The 25,083-nt window shown below is 69.5% G+C and carries 31 protein-coding genes and 2 pseudogenes; 26 read left to right on the forward strand and 7 right to left on the reverse strand.

Annotation, left to right across the window (positions count from 1 at the left end; translation table 11 throughout):
• Both ACXKR8_RS46840 and ACXKR8_RS46845 read right to left on the reverse strand, forming a co-directional pair.
• Positions 1 to 219 (reverse strand): annotated as a pseudogene (locus tag ACXKR8_RS46840) (aspartate-alanine antiporter-like transporter); the annotation flags it as partial.
• 236 nt (positions 220 to 455) lie between these two features.
• The gene (locus tag ACXKR8_RS46845; protein ID WP_462100770.1) at positions 456 to 629 is read right to left on the reverse strand and encodes a hypothetical protein; all 174 of its coding nucleotides are present in this window, start codon (positions 627 to 629) and stop codon (positions 456 to 458) included.
• Between ACXKR8_RS46845 and ACXKR8_RS46850 the strand changes: the two are divergent.
• The 5 genes and pseudogenes from ACXKR8_RS46850 to ACXKR8_RS46870 form a co-directional block, all read left to right on the forward strand.
• A pseudogene (locus ACXKR8_RS46850) lies at positions 619 to 1,212 on the forward strand (threonine/serine exporter family protein); the annotation flags it as partial. The gene ACXKR8_RS46845 and the pseudogene ACXKR8_RS46850 sit on opposite strands and share 11 nt — an antisense overlap.
• A gap of 224 nt (positions 1,213 to 1,436) precedes the next feature.
• Entirely contained in the window at positions 1,437 to 1,772 is a 336-nt protein-coding gene (locus ACXKR8_RS46855) for a threonine/serine exporter family protein (RefSeq protein ID WP_462100771.1), read from the forward strand.
• Between the two features lie 131 nt (positions 1,773 to 1,903).
• Positions 1,904 to 3,115 carry an FAD-dependent oxidoreductase gene (locus ACXKR8_RS46860; RefSeq protein WP_458270646.1) on the forward strand — a complete coding sequence of 404 codons (1,212 nt, stop codon included), beginning with the start codon at positions 1,904 to 1,906 and terminating at the stop codon, positions 3,113 to 3,115.
• Between the two features lie 52 nt (positions 3,116 to 3,167).
• On the forward strand, positions 3,168 to 3,623 hold the full coding sequence (locus ACXKR8_RS46865; RefSeq protein ID WP_458270647.1) for a VOC family protein: 456 nt from the start codon (positions 3,168 to 3,170) through the stop codon (positions 3,621 to 3,623).
• Positions 3,624 to 3,875: 252 nt separating this feature from the next.
• The gene (locus tag ACXKR8_RS46870; protein WP_458270648.1) at positions 3,876 to 4,214 is read left to right on the forward strand and encodes a cupin domain-containing protein; all 339 of its coding nucleotides are present in this window, start codon (positions 3,876 to 3,878) and stop codon (positions 4,212 to 4,214) included.
• Between the two features lie 16 nt (positions 4,215 to 4,230).
• Here ACXKR8_RS46870 and ACXKR8_RS46875 read toward each other — a convergent pair whose 3' ends face one another.
• A complete protein-coding gene (locus ACXKR8_RS46875; RefSeq protein ID WP_458270649.1) occupies positions 4,231 to 4,920 on the reverse strand; it encodes a TetR family transcriptional regulator in 690 nt (229 codons plus the stop codon).
• A gap of 131 nt (positions 4,921 to 5,051) precedes the next feature.
• On the opposite strand from ACXKR8_RS46875, the gene ACXKR8_RS46880 reads away from it, so the two are divergent.
• Complete coding sequence (locus tag ACXKR8_RS46880; RefSeq protein WP_458270650.1) at positions 5,052 to 5,924, forward strand: patatin-like phospholipase family protein; 873 nt, start codon at positions 5,052 to 5,054, stop codon at positions 5,922 to 5,924.
• A 31-nt stretch (positions 5,925 to 5,955) separates the two neighbouring features.
• On the forward strand, positions 5,956 to 6,402 hold the full coding sequence (locus tag ACXKR8_RS46885) for an ester cyclase (RefSeq protein WP_458270651.1): 447 nt from the start codon (positions 5,956 to 5,958) through the stop codon (positions 6,400 to 6,402).
• On the opposite strand, the gene ACXKR8_RS46890 is transcribed toward ACXKR8_RS46885, so the two are convergent.
• Entirely contained in the window at positions 6,399 to 7,652 is a 1,254-nt protein-coding gene (locus ACXKR8_RS46890; protein WP_458270652.1) for an MFS transporter, read from the reverse strand. The two genes, ACXKR8_RS46885 and ACXKR8_RS46890, sit on opposite strands and share 4 nt — an antisense overlap.
• 74 nt (positions 7,653 to 7,726) lie before the next feature.
• Between ACXKR8_RS46890 and ACXKR8_RS46895 the strand changes: the two genes are divergently transcribed.
• From ACXKR8_RS46895 to ACXKR8_RS46925, 7 genes are all read left to right on the forward strand, one after another.
• Positions 7,727 to 8,305, forward strand: a complete 579-nt coding sequence (locus ACXKR8_RS46895; protein ID WP_458270653.1) for a CGNR zinc finger domain-containing protein — start codon at positions 7,727 to 7,729, stop codon at positions 8,303 to 8,305.
• Positions 8,306 to 8,431: 126 nt separating this feature from the next.
• Complete coding sequence (locus ACXKR8_RS46900) at positions 8,432 to 8,872, forward strand: GNAT family N-acetyltransferase (RefSeq protein ID WP_462100145.1); 441 nt, start codon at positions 8,432 to 8,434, stop codon at positions 8,870 to 8,872.
• Positions 8,873 to 9,036: 164 nt separating this feature from the next.
• On the forward strand, positions 9,037 to 9,750 hold the full coding sequence (locus ACXKR8_RS46905; protein ID WP_458270655.1) for a hypothetical protein: 714 nt from the start codon (positions 9,037 to 9,039) through the stop codon (positions 9,748 to 9,750).
• Positions 9,751 to 9,904: 154 nt separating this feature from the next.
• Entirely contained in the window at positions 9,905 to 10,354 is a 450-nt protein-coding gene (locus tag ACXKR8_RS46910; protein ID WP_462100146.1) for a hypothetical protein, read from the forward strand.
• Positions 10,354 to 11,565, forward strand: a complete 1,212-nt coding sequence (locus ACXKR8_RS46915) for a copper resistance CopC family protein (RefSeq protein ID WP_462100147.1) — start codon at positions 10,354 to 10,356, stop codon at positions 11,563 to 11,565. Before ACXKR8_RS46910 ends, ACXKR8_RS46915 begins: the two co-directional genes overlap by 1 nt.
• Entirely contained in the window at positions 11,451 to 11,837 is a 387-nt protein-coding gene (locus ACXKR8_RS46920) for a CopD family protein (RefSeq protein WP_462100734.1), read from the forward strand. Before ACXKR8_RS46915 ends, ACXKR8_RS46920 begins: the two co-directional genes overlap by 115 nt.
• A 64-nt stretch (positions 11,838 to 11,901) precedes the next feature.
• On the forward strand, positions 11,902 to 12,297 hold the full coding sequence (locus tag ACXKR8_RS46925; protein ID WP_458270658.1) for a DUF3224 domain-containing protein: 396 nt from the start codon (positions 11,902 to 11,904) through the stop codon (positions 12,295 to 12,297).
• A 513-nt stretch (positions 12,298 to 12,810) separates the two neighbouring features.
• On the opposite strand, the gene ACXKR8_RS46930 is transcribed toward ACXKR8_RS46925, so the two are convergent.
• On the reverse strand, positions 12,811 to 13,113 hold the full coding sequence (locus tag ACXKR8_RS46930) for a putative quinol monooxygenase (protein ID WP_458270659.1): 303 nt from the start codon (positions 13,111 to 13,113) through the stop codon (positions 12,811 to 12,813).
• Between the two features lie 159 nt (positions 13,114 to 13,272).
• On the opposite strand from ACXKR8_RS46930, the gene ACXKR8_RS46935 reads away from it, so the two are divergent.
• The 5 genes from ACXKR8_RS46935 (at position 13,273) to ACXKR8_RS46955 (ending at position 15,853) form a co-directional block, all read left to right on the forward strand.
• Positions 13,273 to 13,503 (forward strand): hypothetical protein, encoded by a 231-nt coding sequence (locus ACXKR8_RS46935; protein WP_458270660.1) that lies wholly within the window; start codon positions 13,273 to 13,275, stop codon positions 13,501 to 13,503.
• On the forward strand, positions 13,503 to 13,760 hold the full coding sequence (locus ACXKR8_RS46940) for a hypothetical protein (RefSeq protein ID WP_458270661.1): 258 nt from the start codon (positions 13,503 to 13,505) through the stop codon (positions 13,758 to 13,760). Before ACXKR8_RS46935 ends, ACXKR8_RS46940 begins: the two co-directional genes overlap by 1 nt.
• 194 nt (positions 13,761 to 13,954) lie before the next feature.
• Complete coding sequence (locus ACXKR8_RS46945) at positions 13,955 to 14,662, forward strand: peptidylprolyl isomerase (RefSeq protein WP_462100148.1); 708 nt, start codon at positions 13,955 to 13,957, stop codon at positions 14,660 to 14,662.
• A 160-nt stretch (positions 14,663 to 14,822) separates the two neighbouring features.
• On the forward strand, positions 14,823 to 15,515 hold the full coding sequence (locus ACXKR8_RS46950; protein WP_458270663.1) for an HAD family hydrolase: 693 nt from the start codon (positions 14,823 to 14,825) through the stop codon (positions 15,513 to 15,515).
• A 161-nt stretch (positions 15,516 to 15,676) separates the two neighbouring features.
• Positions 15,677 to 15,853: a transposase gene (locus ACXKR8_RS46955; RefSeq protein WP_458270664.1), complete on the forward strand. Its 177-nt coding sequence runs from the start codon at positions 15,677 to 15,679 to the stop codon at positions 15,851 to 15,853.
• A 198-nt stretch (positions 15,854 to 16,051) separates the two neighbouring features.
• Here the strand turns inward: ACXKR8_RS46955 and ACXKR8_RS46960 are convergent, their stop codons facing one another.
• Positions 16,052 to 16,687, reverse strand: a complete 636-nt coding sequence (locus ACXKR8_RS46960) for a hypothetical protein (RefSeq protein WP_462100149.1) — start codon at positions 16,685 to 16,687, stop codon at positions 16,052 to 16,054.
• 524 nt (positions 16,688 to 17,211) lie between these two features.
• On the opposite strand from ACXKR8_RS46960, the gene ACXKR8_RS46965 reads away from it, so the two are divergent.
• The 3 genes from ACXKR8_RS46965 (at position 17,212) to ACXKR8_RS46975 (ending at position 18,889) form a co-directional block, all read left to right on the forward strand.
• The gene (locus ACXKR8_RS46965; RefSeq protein ID WP_458270666.1) at positions 17,212 to 17,883 is read left to right on the forward strand and encodes a TetR/AcrR family transcriptional regulator; all 672 of its coding nucleotides are present in this window, start codon (positions 17,212 to 17,214) and stop codon (positions 17,881 to 17,883) included.
• 124 nt (positions 17,884 to 18,007) lie between these two features.
• Positions 18,008 to 18,481, forward strand: a complete 474-nt coding sequence (locus tag ACXKR8_RS46970; RefSeq protein WP_458270667.1) for an NUDIX domain-containing protein — start codon at positions 18,008 to 18,010, stop codon at positions 18,479 to 18,481.
• 138 nt (positions 18,482 to 18,619) lie between these two features.
• The gene (locus ACXKR8_RS46975; RefSeq protein ID WP_458270668.1) at positions 18,620 to 18,889 is read left to right on the forward strand and encodes a hypothetical protein; all 270 of its coding nucleotides are present in this window, start codon (positions 18,620 to 18,622) and stop codon (positions 18,887 to 18,889) included.
• Positions 18,890 to 18,950: 61 nt separating this feature from the next.
• On the opposite strand, the gene ACXKR8_RS46980 is transcribed toward ACXKR8_RS46975, so the two are convergent.
• Positions 18,951 to 20,252 (reverse strand): ROK family transcriptional regulator, encoded by a 1,302-nt coding sequence (locus tag ACXKR8_RS46980; RefSeq protein WP_458270669.1) that lies wholly within the window; start codon positions 20,250 to 20,252, stop codon positions 18,951 to 18,953.
• Positions 20,253 to 20,419: 167 nt separating this feature from the next.
• Here ACXKR8_RS46980 and ACXKR8_RS46985 point away from each other — a divergent pair, with 167 nt between their 5' ends.
• From ACXKR8_RS46985 to ACXKR8_RS47000, 4 genes are all read left to right on the forward strand, one after another.
• Positions 20,420 to 21,763 carry an ABC transporter substrate-binding protein gene (locus ACXKR8_RS46985; protein ID WP_458270670.1) on the forward strand — a complete coding sequence of 448 codons (1,344 nt, stop codon included), beginning with the start codon at positions 20,420 to 20,422 and terminating at the stop codon, positions 21,761 to 21,763.
• A gap of 104 nt (positions 21,764 to 21,867) precedes the next feature.
• Positions 21,868 to 22,884 (forward strand): carbohydrate ABC transporter permease, encoded by a 1,017-nt coding sequence (locus ACXKR8_RS46990; protein WP_458270671.1) that lies wholly within the window; start codon positions 21,868 to 21,870, stop codon positions 22,882 to 22,884.
• On the forward strand, positions 22,877 to 23,779 hold the full coding sequence (locus ACXKR8_RS46995) for a carbohydrate ABC transporter permease (protein ID WP_458270672.1): 903 nt from the start codon (positions 22,877 to 22,879) through the stop codon (positions 23,777 to 23,779). Before ACXKR8_RS46990 ends, ACXKR8_RS46995 begins: the two co-directional genes overlap by 8 nt.
• A 66-nt stretch (positions 23,780 to 23,845) precedes the next feature.
• A complete protein-coding gene (locus tag ACXKR8_RS47000; protein WP_458275259.1) occupies positions 23,846 to 24,757 on the forward strand; it encodes an aminoglycoside phosphotransferase family protein in 912 nt (303 codons plus the stop codon).
• Positions 24,758 to 25,083: the final 326 nt, after the last annotated feature.

Raw genomic sequence — 25,083 nt, forward strand, 5'->3', positions numbered from 1 at the left:
CCCGGCAATGTAGCCGAGCGAGAAAATGAACAATGCGAACGCGATGTTCTTGACATCCGCGTTGACGCTGACGTGCTGTGCCCCGATGAGCATCGACACGATCAATGTGCCGCAGATGCCGCCCAGCTGGATCGGACCGACCCTGAGCTTTCCGACCAGGTAGCCCAGGGCCAGGCACGCGAATACGGCTAGTACCGCATTCTCACGCAGCAGACTCATCGTCGGGGCTCCTCTCAACCGCACAAGTGGTCATCCCCGAATGAGAGCGCACCTCGGCCGTATTGCCGCCCGCCCCATGCCGACAGGGTGATTTATTCGTTGATACGGAGTAATGCGCGGTCCCTGACGGCTACTCATGGGAGGTCATCGATCCCGAGCGGAGGAATCGATCCCGAGCGGAGGAGCAGCGCCGTGCCCCTGAGCGAGCCCGGCCGCAGCTGGCGCCGCGTCAAGCACTACGCGGGCCGGCACGCCAAGCCCTCCTTCAGCCCGGCGATCACCGTCCCCGGGGCGCAGGACACCAGCCGGGAGTGGATCAGGGAACTCGCCGCCCTGCTCAGCGCCATCGGCACAGAACTGCTCCGGGCCGGGCAGCGGACCTCGGACGTCGAGGCCGACCTGAGGGACATCGCCGCCCGCTACGGGATGCACGCCCGCAGCTTCGTCGTCCCGACCGGCCTGTTCGTCCAGGTGGACCACGCGGCGCGGGAGGGCGGCGGGGAGATCGACTTCGCACCGGTCGCTGGCGGCGATCTGCGGCTCGACCAGGTCCAGGCCCTGCACGACTTGGTGGCCCGGCTGCGCGGCGAGGCCGTCCCCTTCGACCAGGCCCGAGCGGCGCTGGCGAAGGTGCGGGCCATGCCGGAACGCTTCAGCCCGGCCGGCTCGGTGTTCGGCTACGCGCTGCTGACCGTGGGGCTCGGGGCGATGCTGCACGCCACGGCCGGGGCCATGCTCGGCTACCTGGTGCTGGGCACGGCGGTGGGCCTGCTGCGCCTGCTGACCGCGCGCTACTGGCCGGCCGCGGGGCCGATCCTGCCGGTGGCGGCCGCGGTCCTGGCCACGGCGCTGTCGCTGCGCTTCGCGGGCCCGCTGCTGCACGAGGCGCCGCAGAACCTGTTCATCCCGCCGCTGATCGCCTTCCTGCCGGGGTCGGCCCTGACCATGGGGGCGATCGAGCTGGCTGTCGGCGACGTGCTGTCGGGGGTGGCCAGGCTGGCCGGGGCGGTGAACGTGCTGATGCTGCTGGCCCTGGGCATCCTGGTCGCCACCGACGGCGTGAGCGCGTCGCCCGCGGGCCGGTCGGCGCCGGAACTGCTGGGGACTGGGCGGGGTGGTGCGGGGTCCTGCTCCTGGCGGGAGGATTCACGCTCAGCTACTCCGCCCCGTCCCGGACCCTGCTGTGGCTCACCGTCGCCCTGCTGGCGGAACGCGGAGTGCTGGCGGCCGGGGCGGCCCTGGGCGGAACGGCACTGGGCGCGTTCGCGGCCGGGATGCTGCTGCCACCGATCGCCTCCTGGATCCAGCGCCACCACAGCATCCCCGACCAGGTGGTTTTTCTGCCCTGCTTCTGGATGCTCGTCCCCGGGGCGACCGGATTGCGGGGAGTGTCGGAACTGCTCGCGGACCAGGGCACCGGAAGCCTGGCCACCCTGGTCACCACGCTGGTCACGGTCGTCGCCATCGCCCTGGGCATCGTGGTCGGCGCGGGACTGCAGCACCGCACCCGCCTGGAAGTCGCCACCGGCGACGAGACCGTGGACCACGGGTGAGTGCTTCTCGACCGTCGGACACCCCACGTCACTTGCTTGTCCACGGTTAACCCTCTTGCCCAGTAGGTGGTTGAGACACTGGGTCGGCACCCGGGTGGGCCGGTGCGGGGATCGATGGACGCGGAGGCGCGGTGCGGGTGGCTGTGGTGGGGGCCGGGCTCGGCGGGCTGTGTCTGGCGCAGGGCCTGCACCGGGCGGGTTTTGACGTCACCGTCTATGAGCGGGACGGGGCCCTGGCCGGTCGCCGGCAGGGCTATCGGCTGCACATGGACGCGCGGGCCGGGCTGGCCTTGGAGCGGTGCCTGCCGCCGGAGCTGTTCGCGTTGTTCCAGGACACCTGTTGCAGCCCCAGCACGCGCTTCACAGTCGTGAACGAGAAGCTTCGCGAACTGCACCGGGTGACCGGCGATCCCAGCGTCGATCCCTACGCCGCTGCGACGTTGGCCACGTCGGTCAACCGCCGGACGCTGCGCGAGGTGCTGGCCGCCGGGCTGGACGAGCGGATCGTCCACGGTTGCGAACTGACCCGCTATGAGGCGGACGACACCGGCGTGCGGCTGCATTTCGCCGATGGACGCGAGGCCGAGGCAGAACTGCTGGTCGGCGCGGACGGCGTCAACTCGGCAGTGCGTCGCCAGTATCTGCCGCAGGCCGCGGTGGTCGACACCGGCGCGGCGTCCATCTACGGCAAGACCCCGCTGACCGACGAGGTGCTGAAGCTGGTGCCGCCCGCGCTGCTGGAGGGGTTCGTGGCCGTGATCGGCGGCCGGATCGGGATGGCAACCGGCCTGGTCCGACTGCGGCAGCGACCTGAGCGGGCCTCAGCGGTGCTCTCACCGGTTCAGGACTACCTGATGTGGGCGGTGACCGGGCGGACAGGGGATTTCGGCAGGTCGCAAGCCGCGCTGGACGGGCTGGACGCGGCTGGGCTCCATGCCCTCGGTGCGAAGCTGATCAAGTCCTGGCACCCGGACCTGCGCGCGCTGTACGCGATGGCCGACGTCGATGAGACCTTCCTGATCCGGATCCGCACCTCGACGCCGGTGCCCGCCTGGGAACCCAGCCGGGTCACCGTTCTCGGCGACGCCATCCACGCGATGAGCCCGGCCCGCGGTTCCGGCGCGAACACCGCCCTCCAGGACGCCGGACAGCTCTGCCGGGCCCTGACCGAGGCCGGGCCGGGTACCCGCGGCCTCCTCGCCGCCATCGGCGACTACGAGGCGAGGATGCGCGCATACGGCTACGCCGCGGTCGAAGCCTCCAGGCAGGCCGAGGCCGAGACCGGCGCGCGCCACAACACCCTGATCTTCTGGCTCTACCGCCACCTCGTGCGCCGATCCTAGGGCCTGTTTCGAAAGTGGAGCTTCTGTCAGACCTGTCGGGGATCCTCTGAGCATGGAGATGACAATGCAGCTGACGATCGACTGCTCCGATCCGCAGAGAATGGTGGCCTTCTGGGCCGAGGCCCTGGGCTACGTGCCTGAGCCTCCGCCGGGCGGGCACGCCACCTGGCGCGCCTACTGGGCGGACATGGGGGTGCCCGAGGCAGAGTTGCCGCCCGGTGCCGGGGATACTCCGGAGTCGATCACCGATCCTGCGGGACGTGGACCGAGGGTGTGGTTCCAGCACGTTCCGGAGCCGAAGGTCGCCAAGAACCGGTGGCACTTCGACCTGAAGGTCGGTGGGGGCCGTGACGTCCCCCTGGTCGTCCGCACGCAGCGGGTCAAGGCTGCGGTGGAACGGCTGGTCGAAGCCGGTGCCACTGTGCTGCGGATCAAGGATGAGCCGGACATGGGGTTCTACGCTGCCGCCATGCAGGACCCCGAGGGCAACGAATTCGACGTCGCCTGAGAGGCGTTGCGACGGTGCAGGTCACAGCCACTCGTTGATGGCTGCGACCAGCACCGGCGCTTCGTAGCGGACGGCGGATGTGTACACCGTCTCCCACGGCCCGTACCGCTCGGGCAGATCTCCCCGAGCCAAGGGACAAGGGACAAGATCATCGCATGGCCTTGATCCACTTCTGAGACGGACCCTGGAGCGGCATAGGGGTGCTGGTGCCGCCGGCGTGCGGCGGGCCGGGTTGCTGTCTAGGGTTTCGGCATGGAGATCAATTCGCTGGGGCCGTTGGCGGACACCCTGTTGGCTGATGCGCGGGCCACGGGCTCGCACGCAGGGCGCAGCGCCCGGACGCTGTACGGCGGTCACGGCAGCGCCCTGGCCCAGACGATGATCGCCCTTTTGGCGGGCGGCACCCTGTCCGACCACGAGAATCCGGGGCACGCCACGGTGCTGGTGCTGCGCGGGCGGGTGCGGCTGACCGCCGGGGACGCCTTCGGCGAGGGCGAGCCGTACGACCTGCTTTCGGTGCCGGGGGCCGTGCACGGCCTGGAAGCGGTGGAGGACTCGGTCATCCTGCTGACCGTGGCCCGCCCGGTCTGAACCACAGGCCGCAGCCTCAACCGCGCAGGGTGGGCAGGCCTGCGGCGAGGGCGGCCAGGGCGCGGGGGAATCGGATGTTGAAGACGACGGTGCCGTGTTCCAGGTCCGGATCCTGCGCGTAGATCTCCCGCACCTTGGCTGACGGGTGGGCCACCACCCAGACCGCGCCCGCGAGCATGACCGCGGCGTCGAGGAGTTCGCGGCACTCTGCTGCGGTCAGGACGTCCTGGGCGCCCGCTGCCTGCTGGGCGAGTCGGTCGATGAGGGTGGCGGCGGTGCGTTTGAACGTCAGGGCCGCTTCGGCGCTGACCTTGTGCTCCAGGTTGATGAACGCCTGGCTGGCCAGCTCGCAGAACAGCGGCCGCTGCACCAGCGAGGACGCGATCACCCCGGCCAGGTCGTCGACCGGCCCGGCTGCCGCGAGTTCCGTGCCCAACGCGGAGGCCCACTCGTTCCATTGACGGGTAGTCAGTTCGAGGAAGATCTCTTCGCGGGAGCCGAAGTAGTTCAGGACGTTGGACTTGGCGAGCCCGACCGCCTCGCCGAGATCGGTCAACGTGATCGACCGGATGCCGCCGTCGCGGGCGAGTCGTTCGGCGGCGGTCAGGATCGCCTCGTGGCGGTGCGCCTTCGCCGCGGGGGTGCGGGCGCGCCGAAAGGTTGCCTGGGGGACCAGGCCGTTGTTCTCGTCCACAAGCTCGGCCATGCGGATGACATTACCCGTTTCGCCGCCTCCGCTCTAACAGAACTCAGTTCTGTTACTGTGATGAAGGCGGACCGATGCTGTCGGACGCGGACAAGGACGCGAACGCGGGTTCGGCGTGATGGGAGGACGCGGTGACGAAGGTAGGACTCATCCTCGGTGGTGGCGGAGAGGTCGGTATCGCCTGGGAACTGGGCGTCCTGGCCGGCCTGATCGAGCACGCCGGGTTCGATCCGGCGTCGAGCCGGGTGATCGTCGGGACGTCGGCGGGGTCGATGGTCGGCACCGCTGTCGCGCTGGGACACGACATCGTGGCCCTGGCCGAGGAGCAGCGCCGCGGCGAGTACGTTTCGCCGATCCCGGCCGTGCCCCAGCAGGCGGGCGGGGGCGGGACCGGCACGAGTGTGGTGCCGGAGGCGATCGCCCGGCTGCTGATGTCCGGCGAGGGCACGGTGACGCAGCGCAGTGCCGCCATCGGCGCGCTGGCCGTGGCGACCCCTGGTGTGATCGACGAGGCCACTTACCTCGCCGTGGCGGCCGGCCTGGTCGGCACCGACCGGTGGCCGGAGGCGGATCTGCGGATCACCAGTGTCGACTGCGCCTCGGGGCAGACCGTGCTGTGGAGCCGCGCCGACGGAATCGGCCTCGCCCGCGCGGTGGCGTCCTCGTGCGCGGTGCCGGGGTACTTTCCCACCGTCGAGTACCAGGGCCGCCGCTACTGCGACGCGCCGCGCGGCGAGTTCTGTGCGCAACTGGCCCAGGAGACCGGTCTGGACCGGATCCTGTTCATCGGGCCCACGATCCCGATCCTCGGCGGCCTGGACGAAAGCCGTGAGCTGGCGGCGCTCGCCGCCGACGGCCTGCCCGTGGTCCAGGTCACCGGCGGCGACGCGTTCGCCGAGGTCGGCGGTGAGCTGATGGACCCCACCGCGCGGGCCCGCGCCGCCGCCATCGGCCTCGACGACGGCCACGCTGCCGCCGCTGCTGTCACCGCCCTGCTCGCCTGATCCGCGCCGAAGGAAAGTCGAAGGAAATCCGATGAGCACCACCGACACCAATACCGCCGTCGTCGAGCGGTTCCTCGACGAGGTCGTCAACCAGGGCAACCTCGATCTCATCGACGAGCTGTGGGCGCCGGACATGCGCTGGAGCGGCGGCAGCCTCGGCGAGATCGACGGCATCGAGGCATACAAAGCCATGATGCGCGGCAGCGGTGCAGGTCGATTCATCGACCTGCACCTGGTCGTCAAGGACATCTACACCAAGGACGACCAGGTGGTCGTGCAGTTCACCAACAGCGGCCGCCGCACCGGCCGTCTGTTCGGCATCATCCCGTTCACCAGCAAGCACGCGACCTGGAACGGCGTCGGCGTCTACCGCGTCGTCAACGGGAGGATCAGCGACGGCTGGTTCGTCGAGGACGTCGCAGCCATGATGCGCCAGCTCGGCGCGGTTGCCGTCGTCAGCATGCTCACCTCGCGCTAGCCGGCCGGGACGGGTGCCGGCCGGGGAGGGGGCAAGTCGCGGACCGGCTCTGGTCGGCGGACGGTCGGCAGCCGGGCGATCAGGGCCTGGCCGGCGGCGAGGACCACGCAGACGGCCGCCATTGCCGACCACAGGGCGGTCGGTCCTGCGTGCTGCAGGACCTGGGTGCTGACGACCGGCGCGGCGACGCCGGCGAAGCCCCAGCTGAGGCCGTAGACGGCCAGGTAGCGGCCGGTGCCGCCGGGCGGGGCGAGGCCGGCGACGAGGGCGTAGGCCCGTCCCAGGATCAGGAGATCGCCCAGGCTCCAGACAACCGTGGCCGCCAGGGAGGCAGCGAGGGTGTGCGCCGCCGCGTAGCCGGCCAGGCCGAGCGCGAGCAGCAGGTGGCCGAGCGCGAGCGCCGCCGGCGCGGACAGCGCGGAGAGGCGCGGTACGCGGAGCAGGGGCTGCGCGGCGACGATGGTCACGGCGGAGACGGTGAAGAGCACGCCCGCGTCCGCCGGACGCATGCCGCGGCGGGCCAGGGACAGCGGCAGCGCCAGCATGACCTGCAGGTAGACCAGCGCGTATCCGGTGCCGGAGGCGAGCAGCACGAGCAGCGTGCGATCGCGCCACGGCCTGATGACGGCAGCACAGTGGTGGGACGTCCGCTGCCGGGCAGCCCGGTCACTGCGACCGGGACGGTCGCCTGGCAGCGCGACCCGGACGATGACCGCGCACGCCGAGCAGCTCAGCGCGTCGGCGACGAACAGCCAGCGCAGGTCCCACCGGCCCAGGCCGGCCGCGAGCAGACCGGCGCCCATGCCGCCGACGGCCAGGGCGGCGTTCAGCAGGCTGTAGGCACGCACCCGCTCGGCGGGTCCGACGGAGTCGGCGATCATCGCCTGGCTCGGTGGTTCGTACAGCTCGAAGACGAGTCCGAGCAGCACGGCCCAGGTCGCGACCTGCGCCAATGAGCCCGCCGCGGCAATCCCGAGCTGGGCGACGGCGCAGCCGGACAGGCCGAGGACGATGGTGCGACGCCGCCCCATCCGGTCCGCGAGCCGGCCGCCCGCCAGGCGCGACGGGATCGTCGCCAGCCCGAAACCGGCCGCGACCAGCCCGGCGGTCGCCACGCCGGCCCCGAAGTCGGTGCTGATGAGGACGGTGAGGAACGACAGGGAGAAGGCCCCGAGCCGGTTGATCGCCCGGGCGGCGAGCAGCAGCCATACGGTGCGCGGCAGGCGGCCACCGCGCTGCAGGAGTCGCATGGACGCCTCCTTGTCACTGGTGAATCGACTAATGTCAGTGACGAAAGCTAAGCCTGAAAGGGGTAACTGGTCAAGTGCTGTTCGACAGTCACATGGCGGTGCTGCTGGACGCGGCCGTCTCGCTGGTCAATGTGTTGACCGATGGTGAAGCCCGCGGAAAGCCGTTCACCGCACCGCGCGGCTCGGACCTCCCGGCAGCGGTCGATGCCGCGCTGCCCGCCCCGATCGTGGGCCCGCGCATCATCGACCTCCCGCAGGCCGCCCATCTCGCCCGAACGGCGATCGAGTTGCGCCGGGTCTTCGAAGCCGTGGGCGGCGCCCGCCTCGATGACGCGGCCGCGGCGTTGAATGTGCTGCTGCTGGCGAACGGCGCCCGCCCGCAACTGGACCGGGTCGAGGGCGAGCCCTGGCAGGTCCACTTCCATGGCACGGACGACTCCCTCGCGGTGGGCTGGAGCGCCGGTTGTGCGACCGGGCTGGCGATGGTGATCGGCGGCGGGTCGTCCGGCCGCCTCGGCGTCTGCCAGGCGACCCAGTGCGACCGGGTGTACGTCGACACCTCGCGCAACGCCGCCCGCCAGTTCTGCTCGACGGCGTGCCAGAACCGCGCCAAGACCGCCGCCTTCCGCGCCCGCCGAGCCGCGGCGTCGTAACCCCGCCTTCCAGAGACCGCGCGGGGCTTGATCGGTAGGGTTTCGCTATGCCTGAACTGATCGCACCCACCGCCCGTCTGCACGCCGCCTGGCTCGAGGCGCATGACGAATGGGGGCCCGGCTTCCATGAGGACGGATTCGGTCTGGGGCCGTCCGACGAGGTCGACTCACCGGAGGGGTTCGCTGCCTGGCTGGCGCTGCTGGCTGAGGATTCCGACCCGAAAGCGGTGGAGGCCGGCCTGGGTTGCAGCTACCGATGGATCGTCGAGGGCGACCGGGTGCACGGCGGGATCGTGCTGCGGCACGGGCTCAACGACTATGTGCGGCAGTTCGGCCACATCGGCTACGGCAATCCGCCCGTCCTCACGTCGGCGCGGACTGGCCGGCTGGGCGCTGGGCCGGATCCTCGACGAGGCGTGGACGCTCGGGCTGGACCGGGTGCTGATCGTCTGCGAAGCCGACAACCTCGGCTCGATGAAGACGATCGAGCACCGGGGCGGCGTCCTCGAGGGCGTCCAGAACACCGAGCACGGCCCGGTGCGGCGGTACTGGACAACCGCCCAGTGAGCGCCGGCCCCCGCCCAGGCGGCCACGAGCGAAAGGGTCTAGACCTAATGGACTAGACCTGAATGGTTCAACCCCTTGACGTGTTCGGTTCACGCTGCAAACGTGAGGCTGAGTCACTGATGCCGTCACGGCACCCCGTTCGCGATCGAAGGGATCGGTGCACCATGCAAGCAAAATTCACCAAGCGAGGGTTAGGCGCCAGCCTGGCCACCGTCCTCCTCCTGGCCGGCATCGCGGCCTTCGCCGACGGGAGCGCGGCAGTCGCCGACCCGGACACGACCACCGCGGTGAGCGCCGGGCCCGCCAGCTTCACCCAGGCGGTCCCCACCGGACAACCGTCGCAGTACACCCTCCCGCTGGAGCGCTGCGCCAATGGTGTCAACCACCCCGTCAGCGGTACCAACCCCATCCTCAGCGAGCCGCTGACCACGCAGTTCTCCAGCAATGTGGGACTGTCGGAGCATGTGACCTTCAGCGGAAACCAGTACTACGGCAACTGGCAGTTGGTCTTCACCAACACCTCCTCCCAGGTGCTCTCGACGGACTGCGCGGTGCTGGTCTTCCGTGCGCCGTCCGGCTCCGACAACCACGGCTACAGCAGCACCGCGCAGTACGGGCACCCCCAGCAGGACTACCTGGAGGTGCCGCGCGGCGACGGAACGTCCTTCTACATCGCCAGGCTGGACTTCCACGACGTGCCGCTGGCGCAGCGTCAGGTCGCGCCAGGACAGTCCTTCACCTACCTGCTCGGGGGTGTCCCCAGCTCCGCGATCACGCTCACCCAGATCCGTGACTCGCTGAAGTTCACCGCCGACCTCGACCTGAAGGCGAACCTGTCGCTGCTGCTCCACTACGGCACCAACCGGCTGACCAACTAGGTGAGTTGAAACCCCTCCGATCACACTCGGGGCGGGTGGGTGTCGACCGGACGCCCGTCCCGGGGCACCGGCCTCGTACAGCTGCGTCGATCAGGCTGATGCAGGAAGGGAGCGCACGTTGCGCCGCGAACCGTATCGGCGGACGGCTGTCGGGGTGACCGCTCTGCTGCTTGCCGCGACGGCAGCCGCCTGCTCGGCTCCGCCCCGACCCAGCGCCCCCGTCAAGCCGCCGCAGCCCCAGTCGCTGCAGGCCGACTCGGTCGCCTCCGAGGAGTTCGGGCTGCTGGCCGGCGCGGGGTGGGCCCAGGCTTGGGACCTGTGGAGCGACAGCGCCCACCAGGTCATCGCCCGGGCCGACTTCGTCCGGCTGAACACCGAGTGCCGGCCGGTGGTCGGCGTCCCCTATGTGATCGACAAGAGCACCACCCTCGACCAGGCCACGGTACGGGTCGACTGGCACCGCGCCGACTCCCATGGCAGCAACACCCTGGTCTACCGGGCCGGAAGGTGGCAGTTCGTCCCCGACGCCGGCTCGCTGGCGGACTACCGGCTCGGCGTGGACCGACTGGTCCAGCGGCAGCGGGCCGCGGGCTCATGCCACTGATGCCGGTGGGGGTGGCGATGGCGATGGCGGTGCCGCTGCGGCGTCTCGCCGTGGTCTGTGCCCTGGTGCTGGGCGCACTGCTCGCCCTGGCCGCCCCGGCCGCGGCCCATGCGGACCTGGTCTCCTCCTCGCCGTCGAACGGGGTCGTGGTCGCCGCCGAACCGCAGCAGGTGACCCTGGTCTTCTCCGAGCGGGTGACGCTGCGGCTGAGCTCCATCAAGGTGGTCGGTCCCAGCGGTCGCCGGGTCGACAGCGGGGCCCTGCGGACCGCGGGATCCGACGGCGAGACCCTCGCCGTCAACCTCTCGCCCGACCCGGCCCGGGGCACCTTCGTCCTCGACTGGCTGGCCACCGCGGCCGATGACGGGCATGCCACCTCCGGCTCGCTCACCTTCTCGGTGGGCGCGCCGAGTCGCACCGCGGTGGCCAGCGGATTCGGCGCCCCTGACCGGACCACCGACGCGATCCTCGACCTGGCGATCTGGCTGGGCCTGGCCGGGTTGGCGCTGCTGGTCGGTTTCACGGCGATCCGCCTGCACTGCCTGCCCACCGCCCCCGGTGCTCCCGGTGCTGCCGGTGCTCCCGGTGCTCCCGGTGCCGAGGCTGATGTGCCGTCAGTGGCCTTTCTGCGATGGCCGGCCACCCTGGGCTGGACCGCGCTGCTGGTCGGGACCCTGGTCCAGCTCTTCGTCTACGGGCCCTCCACCCAAAGGGAGTCGCCGGCGCACACCTTCGACAGGTCGCTGCTGGCCGCAACGCTCTCCACCCACGAGGGGCACACGCTGGTCGCCCGGATCGTCCTGCTGGCGCTGATCGCGGCGGTCGGCGAGGTGGTCCTCCGAGGGCGTGCCGCAGGCGCCACCGCTGCGGTGGTGCTGACGCTCGCCCTCGCTGCCACCTGGAGCGAGATCAGCCATGCGTCCAGCGGCAGCCTGGTACCGCTGGCGCTGGTGGTGACCACGCTGCATGTCACCGCGATGGCGGTGTGGGCCGGGGGACTGTTCACGATCGTCGTCCTGCTGACCCGGGGAGTGATGCCGACCTGGGGACCACCACCGCGCGCTTCTCCCGCCTCGCCCTGGGCTCGGTGGCGGTCCTGGCCGCCACCGGTCTCTACCAGGCCTTCCGCGAGGTGGGCAGCCTCGCCGCGCTCACCGGCAACGCCTACGGCAAGCTGCTGCTGGTCAAGACGGGGGTGTTCCTGCTGCTGATCGCCGTCGCCGCCGTAAGCCGCACCCGCCTGACCCGACCGGCGGCCGGCCCGTCCCGAGTGGGGGCCGGCCCATCCCGACCGGGGGCGGGCAGCACCGCGGCGCTTCGGCGCTCCGTCCTGCTCGAACTGGTGGGAGTCACGGTCCTGCTGATCGTCACAGTCCTCCTGATCAGCACCGCCCCGGCTCGCGACACACACGGACCCCAGACCACACCGCCCCGCGCCGCCACCGAGTTCGACCCCGCCGCGGGTCCGACGCTCATCGGGTGAGGAGTGTCAGTGCCGTGTGCAAGGCTGCTGACGGTTCAACCCATCAAGATTCGAGGGGTGCGGAATGAGCACGAAGGCGGGCGGAACGTTCGACGTCACATCATTCGAGCCGGAGGTGCTCGACGAGGGCCCGGGTGCCGCGCTGGGTCGGGTGCGGATCACCAAGACCTTCGAGGGCGGCTTGGTCGGCACCAGTACGGTGAGCATGCTGTCGGTGGCCGACATCGAGGGCAGTCCCGTTGCCTATGTCGCCGTGGAGCGATTCACGGGCGAACTCGACGGCCGCAAGGGCTCGTTCGTCCTCCAGCACAGCGCGCCTGGCAGTCATGGTGAGCGACTCGCGATCCGTGTGGTCCACGGAACGGGCTCCGATGACCTGGCGGGGATCACGGGTGCCTTCGAGATCATCCAGTCCGACGACGGCAGCCACTCCTACGTCTTGGAGTACACCCTCGGCTGACGGTGTCAGCCGCTCCGCGTCCCGACCGGGCAGCAGCGACGATGAAGCTCCCCAGTCCTGGCCCACACATCGCGGCTATAGGAGCAACCCAAACCCGAAGGGGGACCCGGTCCGGCTGAAAGGGCGCCACGTTCGCCGCGACCGTTGTCCCGCCGAAGAAGGCCCCGAACGTCAGGAGGCCCATCGGCGGCTCGTCGTCGCTGACCGTCAGCACGAGCAGGAGTTCGCGGCGGCCATGGGCGTCATTGGCCTGTGCCGGGAACGCGAACGTGTCATCGGGATCGACGCCCATCTCCCGGCTCGCACACAGTCCCCGCACCCGTTCGAGGAAAAGCAGCTCGTCCGGCTGAAAGTCATCATCGTCGTAGTCGCTCTCAAACCGCACAGCCGGACCTCGCCTCGCCCGCCGGTGCATCTCCGTGCGAACTTCTCGTAGTTGCCCTGGTGGCCGCTGCGCCCAGCGTTCAGGCGACACGAACCGGACATCAAGTGACGTACCGCCCTCTCGGAGTGTCAAGCCACGGGCTCGGCTCCGAAGAGGATCACGTCGGCCGGACCGGCCCGGAACGCCTTGTTGGCGGCGTCAGCCGCGACCATGTGCGCCGAGGCGTCGTGCGCGTCCAGCGCCTGCTTCGAGGCCCACTCCTCGAACAGTACGAAACGGTCCGGTTCGCGGTCGACGGCGTGCAGGTCATAGCGCAGGCAGCCGGGCTCGGCGCGGACCACCGGTGCCAGCGCGGCGAAAGCGGCGACCTGCTCGGCTCCTCGTCCGGGCTGCGTGGAGATGAGGACGACGGCACGCAGGGTGTTGGGCATGCGGCGAATCTAGCAAGCCCGGACCAAAGGGTTGCGTATTGATAGATCCCGATATATCGTTGAGCTGTCGGTTGAAAGAAGGGCCGACAATCCGTAGCAATGCACAGAGGAGTTCGATCATGAACAGCATGCGAATGAACATCGAGGAGAACGACAGCCGTGGCGGACGTGGTCGCTTTGACCGGGGTCCCGGTCTGCGGCATAGTTTCGGCCCCGAGCGCGGGTCCGGCCCTGAGCGCGGTTTCGGTCCGCAGCCTGGTTTCGGCCCCGAGCGCGGTGAGCGCGGCGAGGGATCGGGCGTCGGCCGAGGTGGCCGTGGTCGCCCCGGTGGGCGCCGCGGTCGCGGTGGTGGACGTGGAGCCGACGGCGCTGGTCGTGCCGCGTTCCTGATGTCGCTGGGGGAGCGGCCGACGCACGGTCGCGAGCTGCGCCAGGAGCCGGAGCACCGCGAGCGCCATGTGCGCCACCAGCGCCATGGGTGCCCCGTGCGCCCCGAGCACCAGACGCTGCGGGACGGCGAGGGCCAGATCGCCATCGCCGCCCGTCAGGTCGCCGCCATCGGCACCCCGGAGCAGAAGGACCAGGCCGCACAGGCCCTGACCGATGCCCGTCGAGCCCTGTACCAGCTGCTCGCCGACAGTGAGTAGGTCCGGCGGCCCCGGCCGACGAAGCGTCACATCCGCGAAGGAGCCCGGCATGCGCCGGGCTCCTTCGTGCGTCAATCCCTGCCACCTCATGACGGGGTGGCAGCTGGACGTCTAGCTCGTCATCGGCTGGGTAAGGCCACTGAGTACATGTCAATCGGTACATGACAATCAGTGGACGACCCGGAGGTTCTTCGATGATGCACAGGCAATGGTTGTCCCTCGCTGCCGCGGCCTCCCTGGTGCTGAGCCTGGCCGGCGCGGCGCAGGCGCACAGCTCCGGGCCCCGGGCGGCGGCGGGCTCGGGTCCGGTTGCCGCCGAGGCCGCACCCGCTCCGGTCGCGTCCGGCTGCGGCTTTGTCGCGGCCGTCCCGGCTGACCGCTTCAAGGGCATCCCGGTCTTCAACGCGCCCAAGGCCGCCCAGCCGTACACCGCGAAGCTGCACACGAGCCAGGGCGTGATCTCCTTTCAGGCGCTGACCGCCCAGGCGCCCTGCACCACCTATTCCTTCCGCTTCCTCGCCTCGCACGCCTACTACGACCGCACCCACTGCCACCGGCTCACCACCAAGGGCATCTACGTCCTCCAGTGCGGTGACCCCACCGGCACCGGCAGTGGCGGACCCGGCTACTCCTTCAACGACGAGAACCTGACCGGCGCCACCTACCCGGCCGGCACGGTGGCGATGGCCAACGCCGGCCCGAACACCAACGGCAGCCAGATCTTCTTCGTCTGGAAGGACACCAAGCTGCCGCCCCTCTACACCCCGTTCGGCCGGGTGACGGGCGGCCTCGACGTCCTGAAGAAGATCGCCGCCGCCGGCGAGGACGACCAGAACGGGTCCGGCGACGGCTTCCCGACGCTCCCGGTCGACATCAGCAAGGTGACCATCAGCCGGCACTGACGAGCGGAGCGATCCTCCGTCCGGCACGCTCCTGGTCCTCCCCCTTTCCCCCTTTTTCGCAGCCCACCCAGGGGGAGGACCGCGCCGGAAATTCCCGGCAGGGCCGTCGCCGCTCCGACTAGGATCTCGCCCGGCAGGCGAAAAGATCTTGGGAGTCTTGATGCGACGCAAGGGGCAGGTGCTCGTCTTCGACGCGGATGACACGCTGTGGGAGAACAATGTGCTGTTCGAGCGGGTCATCGACGACTATCTGAGCTGGCTGGCGCACCCCACGCTCGACCGGCCCCAGCTGCGTGCCGTGCTCGACGACATCCAGGCAGCCAATGCAGTCACCCACGGTTACGGCAGCGCGATGCTGCTGCGCTCCCTCGGCGACTGCTTCGAGAAGCTGCGCGGCGGGCCGGCGAGCCGTCAGGAGCTCGCCGAGATCCAGGAACTGGCCGCTGCCCTGGTCGACCACCGGGTGGAGCTGATCCCGGACGTCGCCGAGACGCTCGCGACCCTCGGGGCCCGGCACACGCTGCTGATGCTGACCAAGGGCGACCCGGACGAACAGCGGCGCAAGATCGACGCCTCGCAGCTGGCACCCCACTTCCAGGCCGTCGACATCGTCAAGGAGAAGGACACCGGGACGTACCGCCGGTTCCTGGCCGCGCACGGGCTCGTCCCGGCCACCAGCTGGATGATCGGCAACTCACCGAAGTCCGACATCCTGCCGGCCCGGCAGGCGGGTATGAACGCGGTCTTCATCCCCAATGACAACACCTGGGTGCTGGAGCACAGCGAGCTGGACCCGGCCGACAGCGGGGTGCTGCACCTGCGCGCCTTCCGCGAGCTCCTCGACCACTTCTGAGATGGTGGAGTGAAAGCCTCTGTCCTGGTTCTTCTTTGAGCCGGAATCAGCTGTAGCTGCTGGGTATATTGGTGGGGTTCATTCGGGTTCGGTGTCACGCGTTTCGGTGACACCGACCGGAATCGGCTGCGTGTCACGGGTCGTGGTGCTGGGATGGTGCGATGAGCGAGACCCGCGGCTACTACACCGACACCACGGACGCGCAGTGGGCGCTGATCGAACCCGTGATCACCGCGTGGAAGGCGGCGCATCCTTCCGTGAGGGGTCATCAGGGGCGCTACGGGATACGCCGGATTGTCGACGTGCTGTTCTACCAGAACCGTTCCGGCTGCCAGTGAACCCTGTTGCCCACGGATTTCCCAACACATCGAAGACATGCGCTCCAAACCCAAACGCCTGGTCAGCCACGGGCTGATCACCGAGACCGAGCCGGGCCTGTTCGCCCTGCACCACCCGTAGCCCCGCCCCGCGCCACCAACCGGCAACCCTGACCCCGCCTCAAAGATAAATCGGACAGAGGCTCAAAGCCCGCCCTGTCAGGAGTCCAGCAGCCCTGGGACGAAGATGTCCTGGCTGGACAGCAGGTGCTTCGAGAGTCCCTGCTCGTGGTGGTAGCGCAGGAAGGTGTCGACGGCCTTGCGGTTCGCCGCCAGGCCGTAGGGCCACCAGTCCTCTCCGAGCAGGTCGCGGTTCTCGGCGAAGAGTTCACTGAACCAGGGGGTCATGACCGCCATGTGCTGCTTCGCGGCGCCCAGGCGGTACTTCTGCGCCGTGACGTCCTTGGCCTGTGTGAAGGCCCGATAGATCGCCTGGACCAGGCCGGGGTGTCGTGCGAGTTCCTTGCGGATCGCGACCACGTGCATCATCGGGAAGATGCCGGTACGTCGGTAGTACGCGCGCTCCACCGTCTTGTAGTCGGGGAACAGGCGCGTGATCTTCGGGGATCCGTCCAAGAACGCCCGAGGGACGTCCACCGACAGGAGTGCGTCGATTTCGCCGGCTTCGAGCATGGCCCCGAGGGTCTGGCCGTCGTCCAGGTGGCGGATGTCCACGCCTGCGGGCACGGGCTGGGGGATCCAGTCGAAGGACGGGATCGAGTGGTCGGTACCGCCGATGACCCAGCGGCACTGGTCTGGACTGACGCCGTAGTCCTCGGCAAGGATGCCCTTCATCCACACGCCCGGGTCGTGGCCGAACAGCGCGAACTCTCCGATGGTGCGGCCGGCCAGGTCCTGCGGCTTCTCGATGTCGGCGGCGGTGTTGACGAAGAGCGCCGAGTGCCGGAAGTTTCGGTTGGGGAAGATCGGCAGCGCCAGGAACGGTGCGTCGTCCAGGTCGAACGTGCGGAGGAAGTACGTCAGTCCCAGTTTCCGCGACGTCGAAGTCGCCCTGCACCATGCGCCGGAAGGTGTCCGATATCAAAGGTGGGGTCTCGAAGGTCGCGTCCACCCCGTCGATGGCCACGGTCCCGTCGATCAGTGCCATGGTGTGCTCGTACGGGTAGGTGCCGACGGTCAGGTCGAGGTTGGGCATGCTTCCACTCCTTCGGTGCCTCGGTGGAAGAGATGTGAGCGCACGTGACCCGCACAACTTCCGTGAATGATGGTTCACTATTAAGCTAGTCATGGGCGGTCGGCAAGTCAACGCGAATCATCGTTCATTTTGCTGGCCTTGGCACTGTAGGGAGAGTGGAACGATGCCCCGGATCACCGAGGCCCGACGTGAGGCGAAGCGTGCCGAGATCGTGGCCGCCGCGCGCCGCTGCTTCTCGCGCGACGGCTTCCACCAGACCTCGATGCCGGACATCGCCCAGGAGGCCGGGGTCTCCGTCGGGGCCTCCTACCGCTACTTCGCCGGCAAGGAGGACATCATCCTGGAGATCGCCGGTGACGCCTTCCGATTGATCTTCGCGCCAGTAGAACGACTGGTCGACGGCACCGCGGACCCCACCGTCGCCGACCTCGTCGCCGCCTCGATCGCCCCCATCGCCAGCGAGGTGGCCATCGACGCAGCGGGACAGCCCGTGCCCGTCGACGAACTCCTGCGCTGTGCCGTCCAGGCCTGGGGGGAACTGCTTCGGAACGAAGGGCTGCGCCAACGGGCCGCCGAGGGCTTCGGGCAGGTCCGCCGACGCATGGCCGACGTGTTCCGCCACGGCCAGGCCGTCGGCACGGTCCCAGCCGATCTCGACCCCGAGCGGGGCACCCGAGTCGTGATGGCTCTCCTGCACGGCTTCGTCCTGCAACGCGTCGCGTTCGGGCTCGACGACACTGACGGATTCACCCGCGACGTGCGGGCAGTCCTGACCGACGCAGGCATCCTCCATCCCTCGCTCTGCACAACGAGTCAGACCACTCCGAGCCGCTGATCAGCAGACCTGACCCCGCCTCAAAGACGAAACGGACAGGGACTCACAACCCGCCCTCTGAGGATTCCGCACTTTCCGAGCACCCCGCACTTCCGAGTGTCCTGAGACCAGGAGGAAGCACCGCATGACCCGCACCCCACCGCGACGCCCGGCCGAGCGGGCCCTGACCGCACCCACCGTGTCCTGCGTCTTCGTCTGCCATGACGGCCAGGGCCGCATTCTGCTGGCCAGGCGCAGTGCCGGCGCCCGGGACGAGCCGGGGGCGTGGGACACCGGCGCCGGGGCGCTGGAGCACGGGGAGTCCTTCGAGGCGGCCGTACGACGCGAGGTCCGCGAGGAGTACGTCGCCGAGGCCGGCACCATCGCCACCTTGGGCGTGCGCAACGTGCTGCGCGGCGACCCGGTGTCGCACTGGGTGGCGGTGCTGTTCGCCGTCGAGGTGGATCCGGCTGCCGTCGCGATCGGCGAGCCCGGGAAGTTCGACGCCCTGGACTGGTTCCCCCTGGACGAGCTGCCCCAGCCGCAGCACTCGCAGCTCGGAGAGACCCTCGCGCTCTTCCGTGCCGCCGGCCGACTGACACCGGCGCCGGCCGACTGACACCGCCGTCGGGTGATTGACGCTGCCATCGGCTGACTGACACTCAGCGGTCCATCGGGGCAAGGCAGTTTGGATTCCTGGGGCGGGGCACGCGAGAGGGTGACGTTCCACTGTTCCCGCAGTCCCCGGAAGTAGGTGTTGGTCATTTCCAAGAACACTGCCCAGACCGGTACGAAGGCCGCTTCGGATGCAGCCAAGACGGTGAATGCCAAGAAGGCGACAAAGGCGACGAAGTCCGCTGCCGCGAGCGCGCTGTCGCAGGCGCCGGCCAGCAAGGGCCAGACCAGTGCGAAGGCCGCCACCGCTGCCGCAAAGACGCTGACCAGCAAGAAGGCCACCAAGGCGGAGAAGTCCGCCGCAGCCAGCGCTTTGGCCCAGACGCCGTCGAGCGGCAGCAAGAAGAAGTGACGCCCCCCGTCGGCGCAACGTGTGCCCCCACCGTCACGCACGGTGGGGGCACACGCGTCGGTCACCGCGTCTCGATGAACCGCCGATCGGCCCTGGCCGCGCTCGGCACGCTGCCGCCGGTGCCCAGGAAGCGGGCGACGGGGAGCGTCGCGGCGCCCCGGGCGACGGCGTCGGGGCCCAGTTCGCAGAGCTTGATGGTGGTCTGCGAGAACGGGTAGTGCAGCGCGTGGTCCCGGGCCACGGCACGGATCTGCGGCAGCAGCCGGGGCCCGAGCAGCAGGCCGCCGGAGCCGCCGATCAGCACCCGCTCCGGATTGAACAGGTTGATCAGATTGCCGATGCCCACGCCGATGTGCAGGGCCGTCGTCTCCAGGACCTCGGCCGCCGCGGGTGACTGCGCGTCGTCCAGGATCTGCAGCAGCATGGCCTCCTCGTCGGCGCCCTCGGTCAGCGCGGTCCCGCCGGCCTCCCGGTAGCGGGCGATGACGGACTCGGCGCTGGTGTAGGCCTCCAGGCAGCCCTTGGCGCCGCAGCGGCACTGCCGGCCGCCGATCTGCGCGGTGATGTGGCCCCATTCGCCGGCGCTGGTGGTGGACCCCCGGTAGGGCACCCCGTCCACCATCACCGACGCCCCGACGCCGGACCCGATCAGCAGGAAGACGCTGTCGGAGGAGTGCCGACCGGCGCCGAACCACATCTCGGCCTGGCCCATGGTGGTCACCCCGTTGTCGATGAACAGCGGCAGGTCGGTGACCTCGCGGAGCAGCGCCGACAGCGGCACCGCGTCCCAGCCGAAGGTCTGGCAGTGCACCACGGAGTCCGGTCGGCCCTGGACGATCCCGGGCACGCCGATGCCGACCCCGAGCAGCTCGCCCGCGGCGCCCGAGGCTGAGCCCAAGCCCAAGCCCGAGCCCGAGCCCGAGCCCGAGCCCAAGCCCGATTCGGAGTCCTCGGCGGCGACTGCGGCGAGCCCGGCGGCGATGCCCGCGACCACCGTCTCCGGTGTGTACTGCCCGGGGGAGAGCCGGATCTCGGCGCGGGCCAGCTCATTGAGGGCCAGGTCGAAGCGCTCGACCCGGACATGGGTCTCGCCGACGTCGACGCCGATCACCTGGAAGCGCGAGGCGTCGATCTCCAGCAGGATCCGCGGCCGTCCGCCCTCCGACTCCACCGCGCCGGCCTCGACCACGAGCCCGTCCTCGATCAGCTCGGCGACCACATTGCTCACCGAGGCACTGCTCAGGCCGGTCGCGCTGCTCAGTTCCTGGCGGCTGCAACGCCCGTGGAAGTAGAGGTGGCGCAGCAGCAGCGATCGGTTCGACCGCCGCAGGTCCCGTACGTTCCGGCCGCCCTGCTCTGCCATGGATCTCCTTCTCGACTGGTCGACTCATCGACTGATCTGCTCACCGGCGTCTGGTGCGGCGTCTGGTGCAACACCCCTTGACGGAGCACTCTTCCACAAGTTAAATCACACCTCGAACTAAGGCTCGAAAAAACTTAGGGCAATGTGCGCACCCTCGAAAGGTTGACATGGGAAAACCCTCGAACCACCGCAGGTACACGCTGGTCGGGCTCGTCGCCGCCACCGCGATGTCCGTCGCCGCCTGCGGCAGCGGAGGCAGTGGTACTGGCAGCAGCGGGGCCAGCGGCGGCAGCAGTCCGCAGACCATCACCTACTGGGCCAGTGACCAGGGCAGTTCCATCGACGACGACGTCAAGGTGCTGACCCCCGAGCTCGACGCCTTCACCAAGCAGACCGGCATCAAGGTGAAGCTGGAGGTCATCGGCTGGAAGGACCTGCAGAACCGGGTCCTCGCCGCCGCGGCCTCGGGTCAGGGCCCGGACGCCCTGAACATCGGCAACACCTGGTCGGCCTCGATCCAGGCCACCGGCGCCTTCCTGCCGATCACCGACGACGTGATGACGCAGCTCGGGGACACCGGACGGTTCCTGCCCGGCGCGCTCGCCGCGACCGGCGCCCCCGGCAAGCCCCCGGTCGCCGTGCCGCTCTACTCGCTGGCGTACGGGCTGTACTACAACAAGGCCCAGTTCGCCGCCGCCGGCATCACCACCCCGCCCGCCACCTGGGAGGACCTGGTCGCCGACGGCAAGAAGCTGACCCATGGCAGCCAGTGGGGCATCACCGTCGAGGGCGCCAGCACCCCGGAGAACGCGCACCACGCCTTTGTGCTCAGCCAGCAGCAGGGCGGCAGCTACTTCGACGCCTCGGGCAAGCCGACCTTCGACACCCCGCAGAACGTCGCGGCGGTCAAGCAGTATGTCGACTTCATCGCGGCCGACAAGATAGCCAACCCCAGCGACGCCGAGTACTCCAACGGCACCGAGGCGGTCCAGGCCTTCGCGAGCGGGAAGGCCGCCATGCTGATGTGGCAGGCGGCCGGCGCCTCCCTCGCCAAGTACGGGATGAACTCCTCCCAGTACGGCGTGGTCCCGATCCCCTTCCCGGCGAGCCCGCCGGCCGGCGGCAAGCACGTCAACTCCATCGTCGCCGGGATCAACATCGGGATCTTCGGCAAGACCAAGCACAAGGACGCGGCGATCCAGTTCGTCAAGTTCATGACCAGCAAGCCCACCCAGATCGCCCTCAACAAGGCCTATGGCTCGCTGCCGTCGGTCACCGACGCCTACACCGATCCCGCGTTCCAGAGTCCGGACGACAAGGTGCTCCAGAGCGTCCTGGCGACCTCCGCCGCCGCGATGCCGCCGATCCCGCAGGAGAGCCAGTTCGAGACCGCGATCGGCGGGGTGATGAAGAACCTCCTCGCCGACGCCGCGAGCGGCAAGGCCATCACCGACCAGCTCGTCGGCGACCAGCTCAAGCAGGCCGAGCAGACCATGCAGGCCGGCGGCTGACCCGGCGGCTCCTTGGACAACCGCCACCCGGGTCGTGCACGGCCCGGGTGGCCCGGCCCACCGCACACCCGCACCACGCCCCGCTCGGAAGGAACCGCCCACAGATGGCCACCGCCACCCGATCCGGCCGAAACCGGCTCAGCCGCAACAGACCAGGCCGGAACCGGCCCGCGGCGCCGCCGCCGTCCGCACCGGGGCGTCGCTCCTGGGCCCGGCTGCGCCGCGTCGGCCTGCCGTACCTGCTGCTGCTCCCGGCCGTCTGCTTCGAGCTCCTGGTCCATGTCATTCCGATGCTGGTCGGCATCTGGATCAGCTTCAAACGGCTCACCCAGTTCTTCATCGGCAACTGGGGCGCGGCGCCGAACGCGGGCCTCGCCAACTACCGCTTCGCGCTGAACTTCGACAACGCGGTGGGGAAGGCGCTGCTGCACTCCTTCGGCGTCACCTGCGCCTTCACCGTGCTGGTGGTCGCCCTGTCCTGGCTGATCGGCACCGGGGCGGCGGTGCTGCTCCAGGACCCGTTCCGGGGCCGCGGACTGCTGCGGACCTACTTCCTGGTCCCCTACGCCCTGCCCGCCTACGCCGCCGCGATCACCTGGGAGTTCATGTTCCAGCGGGACAACGGCCTGGTGAACCGGGTGCTGGTGAACGAACTCCACCTGACCTCGCACGCGCCGTTCTGGCTGATCGGCAACAACAGCTTCTCCGCCCTGGTCGTCACCGCCGTCTGGCGCACCTGGCCGTTCGCCTTCCTGGTGGTCACCGCGGGCCTGCAGAACATCCCGGCCGACCTCTACGAGGCGGCGGCCATCGACGGGGCCGGTATGTGGCAGCGGATCCGTCGGATCACCATGCCGTCGCTGCGGCCGGTGAACCAGGTGCTGGTGCTGGTGCTGTTCCTGTGGAACTTCAACGACTTCAGCACCCCGTACGTGCTGTTCGGCAATGTCGCTCCGCCGCAGGCGAACCTGCTGTCCCTGCAGATCTACGACACCTCGTTCCAGAACTGGAACTTCGGCTCCGGGTCGGCCATGTCGGTCCTGCTGCTGCTGTTCCTGCTCGTGGTGACCGCGGCATACCTGCTGGTCACCGGCCGCGGAAGGAAGACCACCGATGTCTGAGCCCACCCGTCCGTCCGGCACCGGGACCGGCCGGACCCGCGCACCGCGCTCGCCGATGGCGCCGCCGCGCTCGTTCCTGTGGACCCGGCGGATCGTGCTGACGCTGCTGGCGCTGTTCACCGCCGTGCCGCTCTACGTCATGGTCAGCAGCTCGCTCAAGCCGCTGCAGGACGTCCAGTCCGCGTTCCAGTGGATCCCCTCGCGGATCACGCTCAGCCCGTACGTCGACATGTGGAGCACGGTGCCGCTCGGGCACTACTTCCTCAACAGCCTGATCGTGTCCACCTGTTCGACCGCGGTGTCGGTGGTGATCGCGACCTTCGCCGCGTACGCGGTCAGCCGGTTCCGGTTCGCGGGGCGGCGGGTCTTCACCGTGACGGTGCTGTCCACGCAGATGTTCCCCGGGATCCTGTTCCTGCTGCCGCTGTTCCTGATCTACGTCAACATCGGCAACAGCACCGGCATCGAGCTGTCGGGGACCCGGCTGGGGCTGATCATCACCTTTCTGACCTTCACCCTGCCGTTCTCGATCTGGATGCTGGTCGGCTACTTCGACTCGATCCCCAGGGAGTTGGACGAGGCCGCCGAGGTCGACGGCAATGGCCCGATCGGCGCGCTGCTGCGGGTGGTGGTGCCGGCGGCGATGCCCGGCATCGTCACGGTGGCGGTGTACTCGTTCATGACGGCGTGGGGCGAGGTGCTGTTCGCCTCGGTGATGACCGACGACTCGACCAGGACCCTCGCGGTGGGGCTGCGCAACTACGCCTCGCAGAACGATGTGTACTGGAACCAGATCATGGCGGCCTCCCTGGTCGTCAGCGTTCCGGTGGTGCTGGGCTTCCTGCTGCTGCAGCGGTACCTCGTGGCCGGGCTGACAGCGGGGTCGGTGAAGTAGCAGTAGCCCGCGAGGACGAGCGGTATCGGGTTGCGGCTGGAGGCCGGCATGGGCGAGTCTGCCGGTATGCGTATGCACACCAACCAGTTGAACGTGTCGCTCGAAACGGTGCGCGCGTTGGTGGATGACCAGTTCCCAGAGTGGCGGGGCCTCCCCATCAGCACCATCGCCGCACAGGGGACGGTCAATGCCATCTTTCGCATCGGCGATCAGTGCGCCGCCCGGTTCCCGCTGGAGCCGCGCGACGTTGAATCGACGCGTCGTCTGCTGGAGGCCGAGGCGTCAGCAGCACGGGAGTTGGCGGACGGTACGGACGTCCGCACGCCCGAGCCGGTGGCGATCGGCGAACCAGGTGCGGGCTACCCCTTCCCATGGGCGGTGCAGACCTGGCTGCCCGGTGCGGTCGCCACCGAAGCAGATCCCGGTGAATCGGTGCAGTTCGCCCATGACTTGGCCGGCTTCATCCGCGATGTGCGGGCCATCGACACCCGTGGCCGGACCTTCCGTGGGAAGGGCCGGGGAGGCGACCTGACATCCCACGACGCGTGGATGGAGACCTGCTTCCAGCACAGCGAAGGGCTTTTGGAGGTTCCGCGGCTGCGCCGGATGTGGGCGCGCATGCGGAGCCTGCCGGCGGGGGCGTCAGCAGACACCATGACCCACGGCGACCTGATCCCCAGCAATGTCCTGGTGTCCAACGGGACCCTGGCCTTGGCCGGAATTCTTGACGTCGGCGGTCTGGCGCCGGCCGACCCCTCGCTGGATCTCGTGAGCGCATGGCACCTGCTGGAATCCGGACCTCGGCAGACGCTCCGCGAGGACCTCGGATGCGACGACCTCGCCTGGGAACGCGGAAAGGCCTGGGCGTTCGAACAGGCGATGGGGCTGGTCTGGTACTACGTCACAAGCAACCCGCCCATGAGCCGCACGGGCAGCCGCACCCTGCAGCGCCTTCTGGCAGACGAATCGGCGTCGTGACTCGGCGGAGCAGGGAAGGGAGGTGAGTCCGGAGCCGATGTCAGCACGGAGCCGTCCGAACGCATGGAACTCTGGGGCGAGCCCAGCGAGGACGGCCCATGGCGGCGGACGATCGTCCGGCTCCGAAGTTCCCTCCTGGCCACTTCGCCGGGGGAGCAGTCCCGACCGGTCCGAGGGTCAGGCGGGCGGTGAACTGTGACCGACGGTTCGGCGTAGCCGAGGGCCCATGGGCCGGCGGAGTCCCAGAGCGCGGGCGACTCCGGCCCGCCCCACGACGCCGCGAAGTCGCGGACGAACGCCCAGGCTCGTTCCCGGTCGGGGATCCC

Source organism: Streptacidiphilus sp. PAMC 29251 (assembly GCF_054208735.2).

What these genes read in the sequence shown, in the direction of transcription:
- ACXKR8_RS46990 (WP_458270671.1), top strand. Translation starts at nt 21,868, where the DNA reads ATGGCCACCGCCACCCGATCCGGCCGAAACCGGCTCAGCCGCAACAGA.
- ACXKR8_RS46865 (WP_458270647.1), top strand. Translation starts at nt 3,168, where the DNA reads ATGGAGATGACAATGCAGCTGACGATCGACTGCTCCGATCCGCAGAGA.
- ACXKR8_RS46950 (WP_458270663.1), top strand. Translation starts at nt 14,823, where the DNA reads ATGCGACGCAAGGGGCAGGTGCTCGTCTTCGACGCGGATGACACGCTG.
- ACXKR8_RS46940 (WP_458270661.1), top strand. Translation starts at nt 13,503, where the DNA reads ATGTCGCTGGGGGAGCGGCCGACGCACGGTCGCGAGCTGCGCCAGGAG.
- ACXKR8_RS46995 (WP_458270672.1), top strand. Translation starts at nt 22,877, where the DNA reads ATGTCTGAGCCCACCCGTCCGTCCGGCACCGGGACCGGCCGGACCCGC.
- ACXKR8_RS46930 (WP_458270659.1), bottom strand. Translation starts at nt 13,113, where the DNA reads ATGCCCAACACCCTGCGTGCCGTCGTCCTCATCTCCACGCAGCCCGGA.
- ACXKR8_RS46915 (WP_462100147.1), top strand. Translation starts at nt 10,354, where the DNA reads ATGCCGGTGGGGGTGGCGATGGCGATGGCGGTGCCGCTGCGGCGTCTC.
- ACXKR8_RS46955 (WP_458270664.1), top strand. Translation starts at nt 15,677, where the DNA reads ATGAGCGAGACCCGCGGCTACTACACCGACACCACGGACGCGCAGTGG.
- ACXKR8_RS46985 (WP_458270670.1), top strand. Translation starts at nt 20,420, where the DNA reads ATGGGAAAACCCTCGAACCACCGCAGGTACACGCTGGTCGGGCTCGTC.
- ACXKR8_RS46925 (WP_458270658.1), top strand. Translation starts at nt 11,902, where the DNA reads ATGAGCACGAAGGCGGGCGGAACGTTCGACGTCACATCATTCGAGCCG.
- ACXKR8_RS46970 (WP_458270667.1), top strand. Translation starts at nt 18,008, where the DNA reads ATGACCCGCACCCCACCGCGACGCCCGGCCGAGCGGGCCCTGACCGCA.
- ACXKR8_RS46875 (WP_458270649.1), bottom strand. Translation starts at nt 4,920, where the DNA reads ATGGCCGAGCTTGTGGACGAGAACAACGGCCTGGTCCCCCAGGCAACC.
- ACXKR8_RS46945 (WP_462100148.1), top strand. Translation starts at nt 13,955, where the DNA reads ATGATGCACAGGCAATGGTTGTCCCTCGCTGCCGCGGCCTCCCTGGTG.
- ACXKR8_RS46960 (WP_462100149.1), bottom strand. Translation starts at nt 16,687, where the DNA reads ATGAAGGGCATCCTTGCCGAGGACTACGGCGTCAGTCCAGACCAGTGC.
- ACXKR8_RS46965 (WP_458270666.1), top strand. Translation starts at nt 17,212, where the DNA reads ATGCCCCGGATCACCGAGGCCCGACGTGAGGCGAAGCGTGCCGAGATC.
- ACXKR8_RS46980 (WP_458270669.1), bottom strand. Translation starts at nt 20,252, where the DNA reads ATGGCAGAGCAGGGCGGCCGGAACGTACGGGACCTGCGGCGGTCGAAC.
- ACXKR8_RS46870 (WP_458270648.1), top strand. Translation starts at nt 3,876, where the DNA reads ATGGAGATCAATTCGCTGGGGCCGTTGGCGGACACCCTGTTGGCTGAT.
- ACXKR8_RS47000 (WP_458275259.1), top strand. Translation starts at nt 23,846, where the DNA reads ATGCGTATGCACACCAACCAGTTGAACGTGTCGCTCGAAACGGTGCGC.
- ACXKR8_RS46890 (WP_458270652.1), bottom strand. Translation starts at nt 7,652, where the DNA reads ATGCGACTCCTGCAGCGCGGTGGCCGCCTGCCGCGCACCGTATGGCTG.
- ACXKR8_RS46900 (WP_462100145.1), top strand. Translation starts at nt 8,432, where the DNA reads ATGAGGACGGATTCGGTCTGGGGCCGTCCGACGAGGTCGACTCACCGG.
- ACXKR8_RS46845 (WP_462100770.1), bottom strand. Translation starts at nt 629, where the DNA reads ATGTCCCTCAGGTCGGCCTCGACGTCCGAGGTCCGCTGCCCGGCCCGG.
- ACXKR8_RS46905 (WP_458270655.1), top strand. Translation starts at nt 9,037, where the DNA reads ATGCAAGCAAAATTCACCAAGCGAGGGTTAGGCGCCAGCCTGGCCACC.
- ACXKR8_RS46885 (WP_458270651.1), top strand. Translation starts at nt 5,956, where the DNA reads ATGAGCACCACCGACACCAATACCGCCGTCGTCGAGCGGTTCCTCGAC.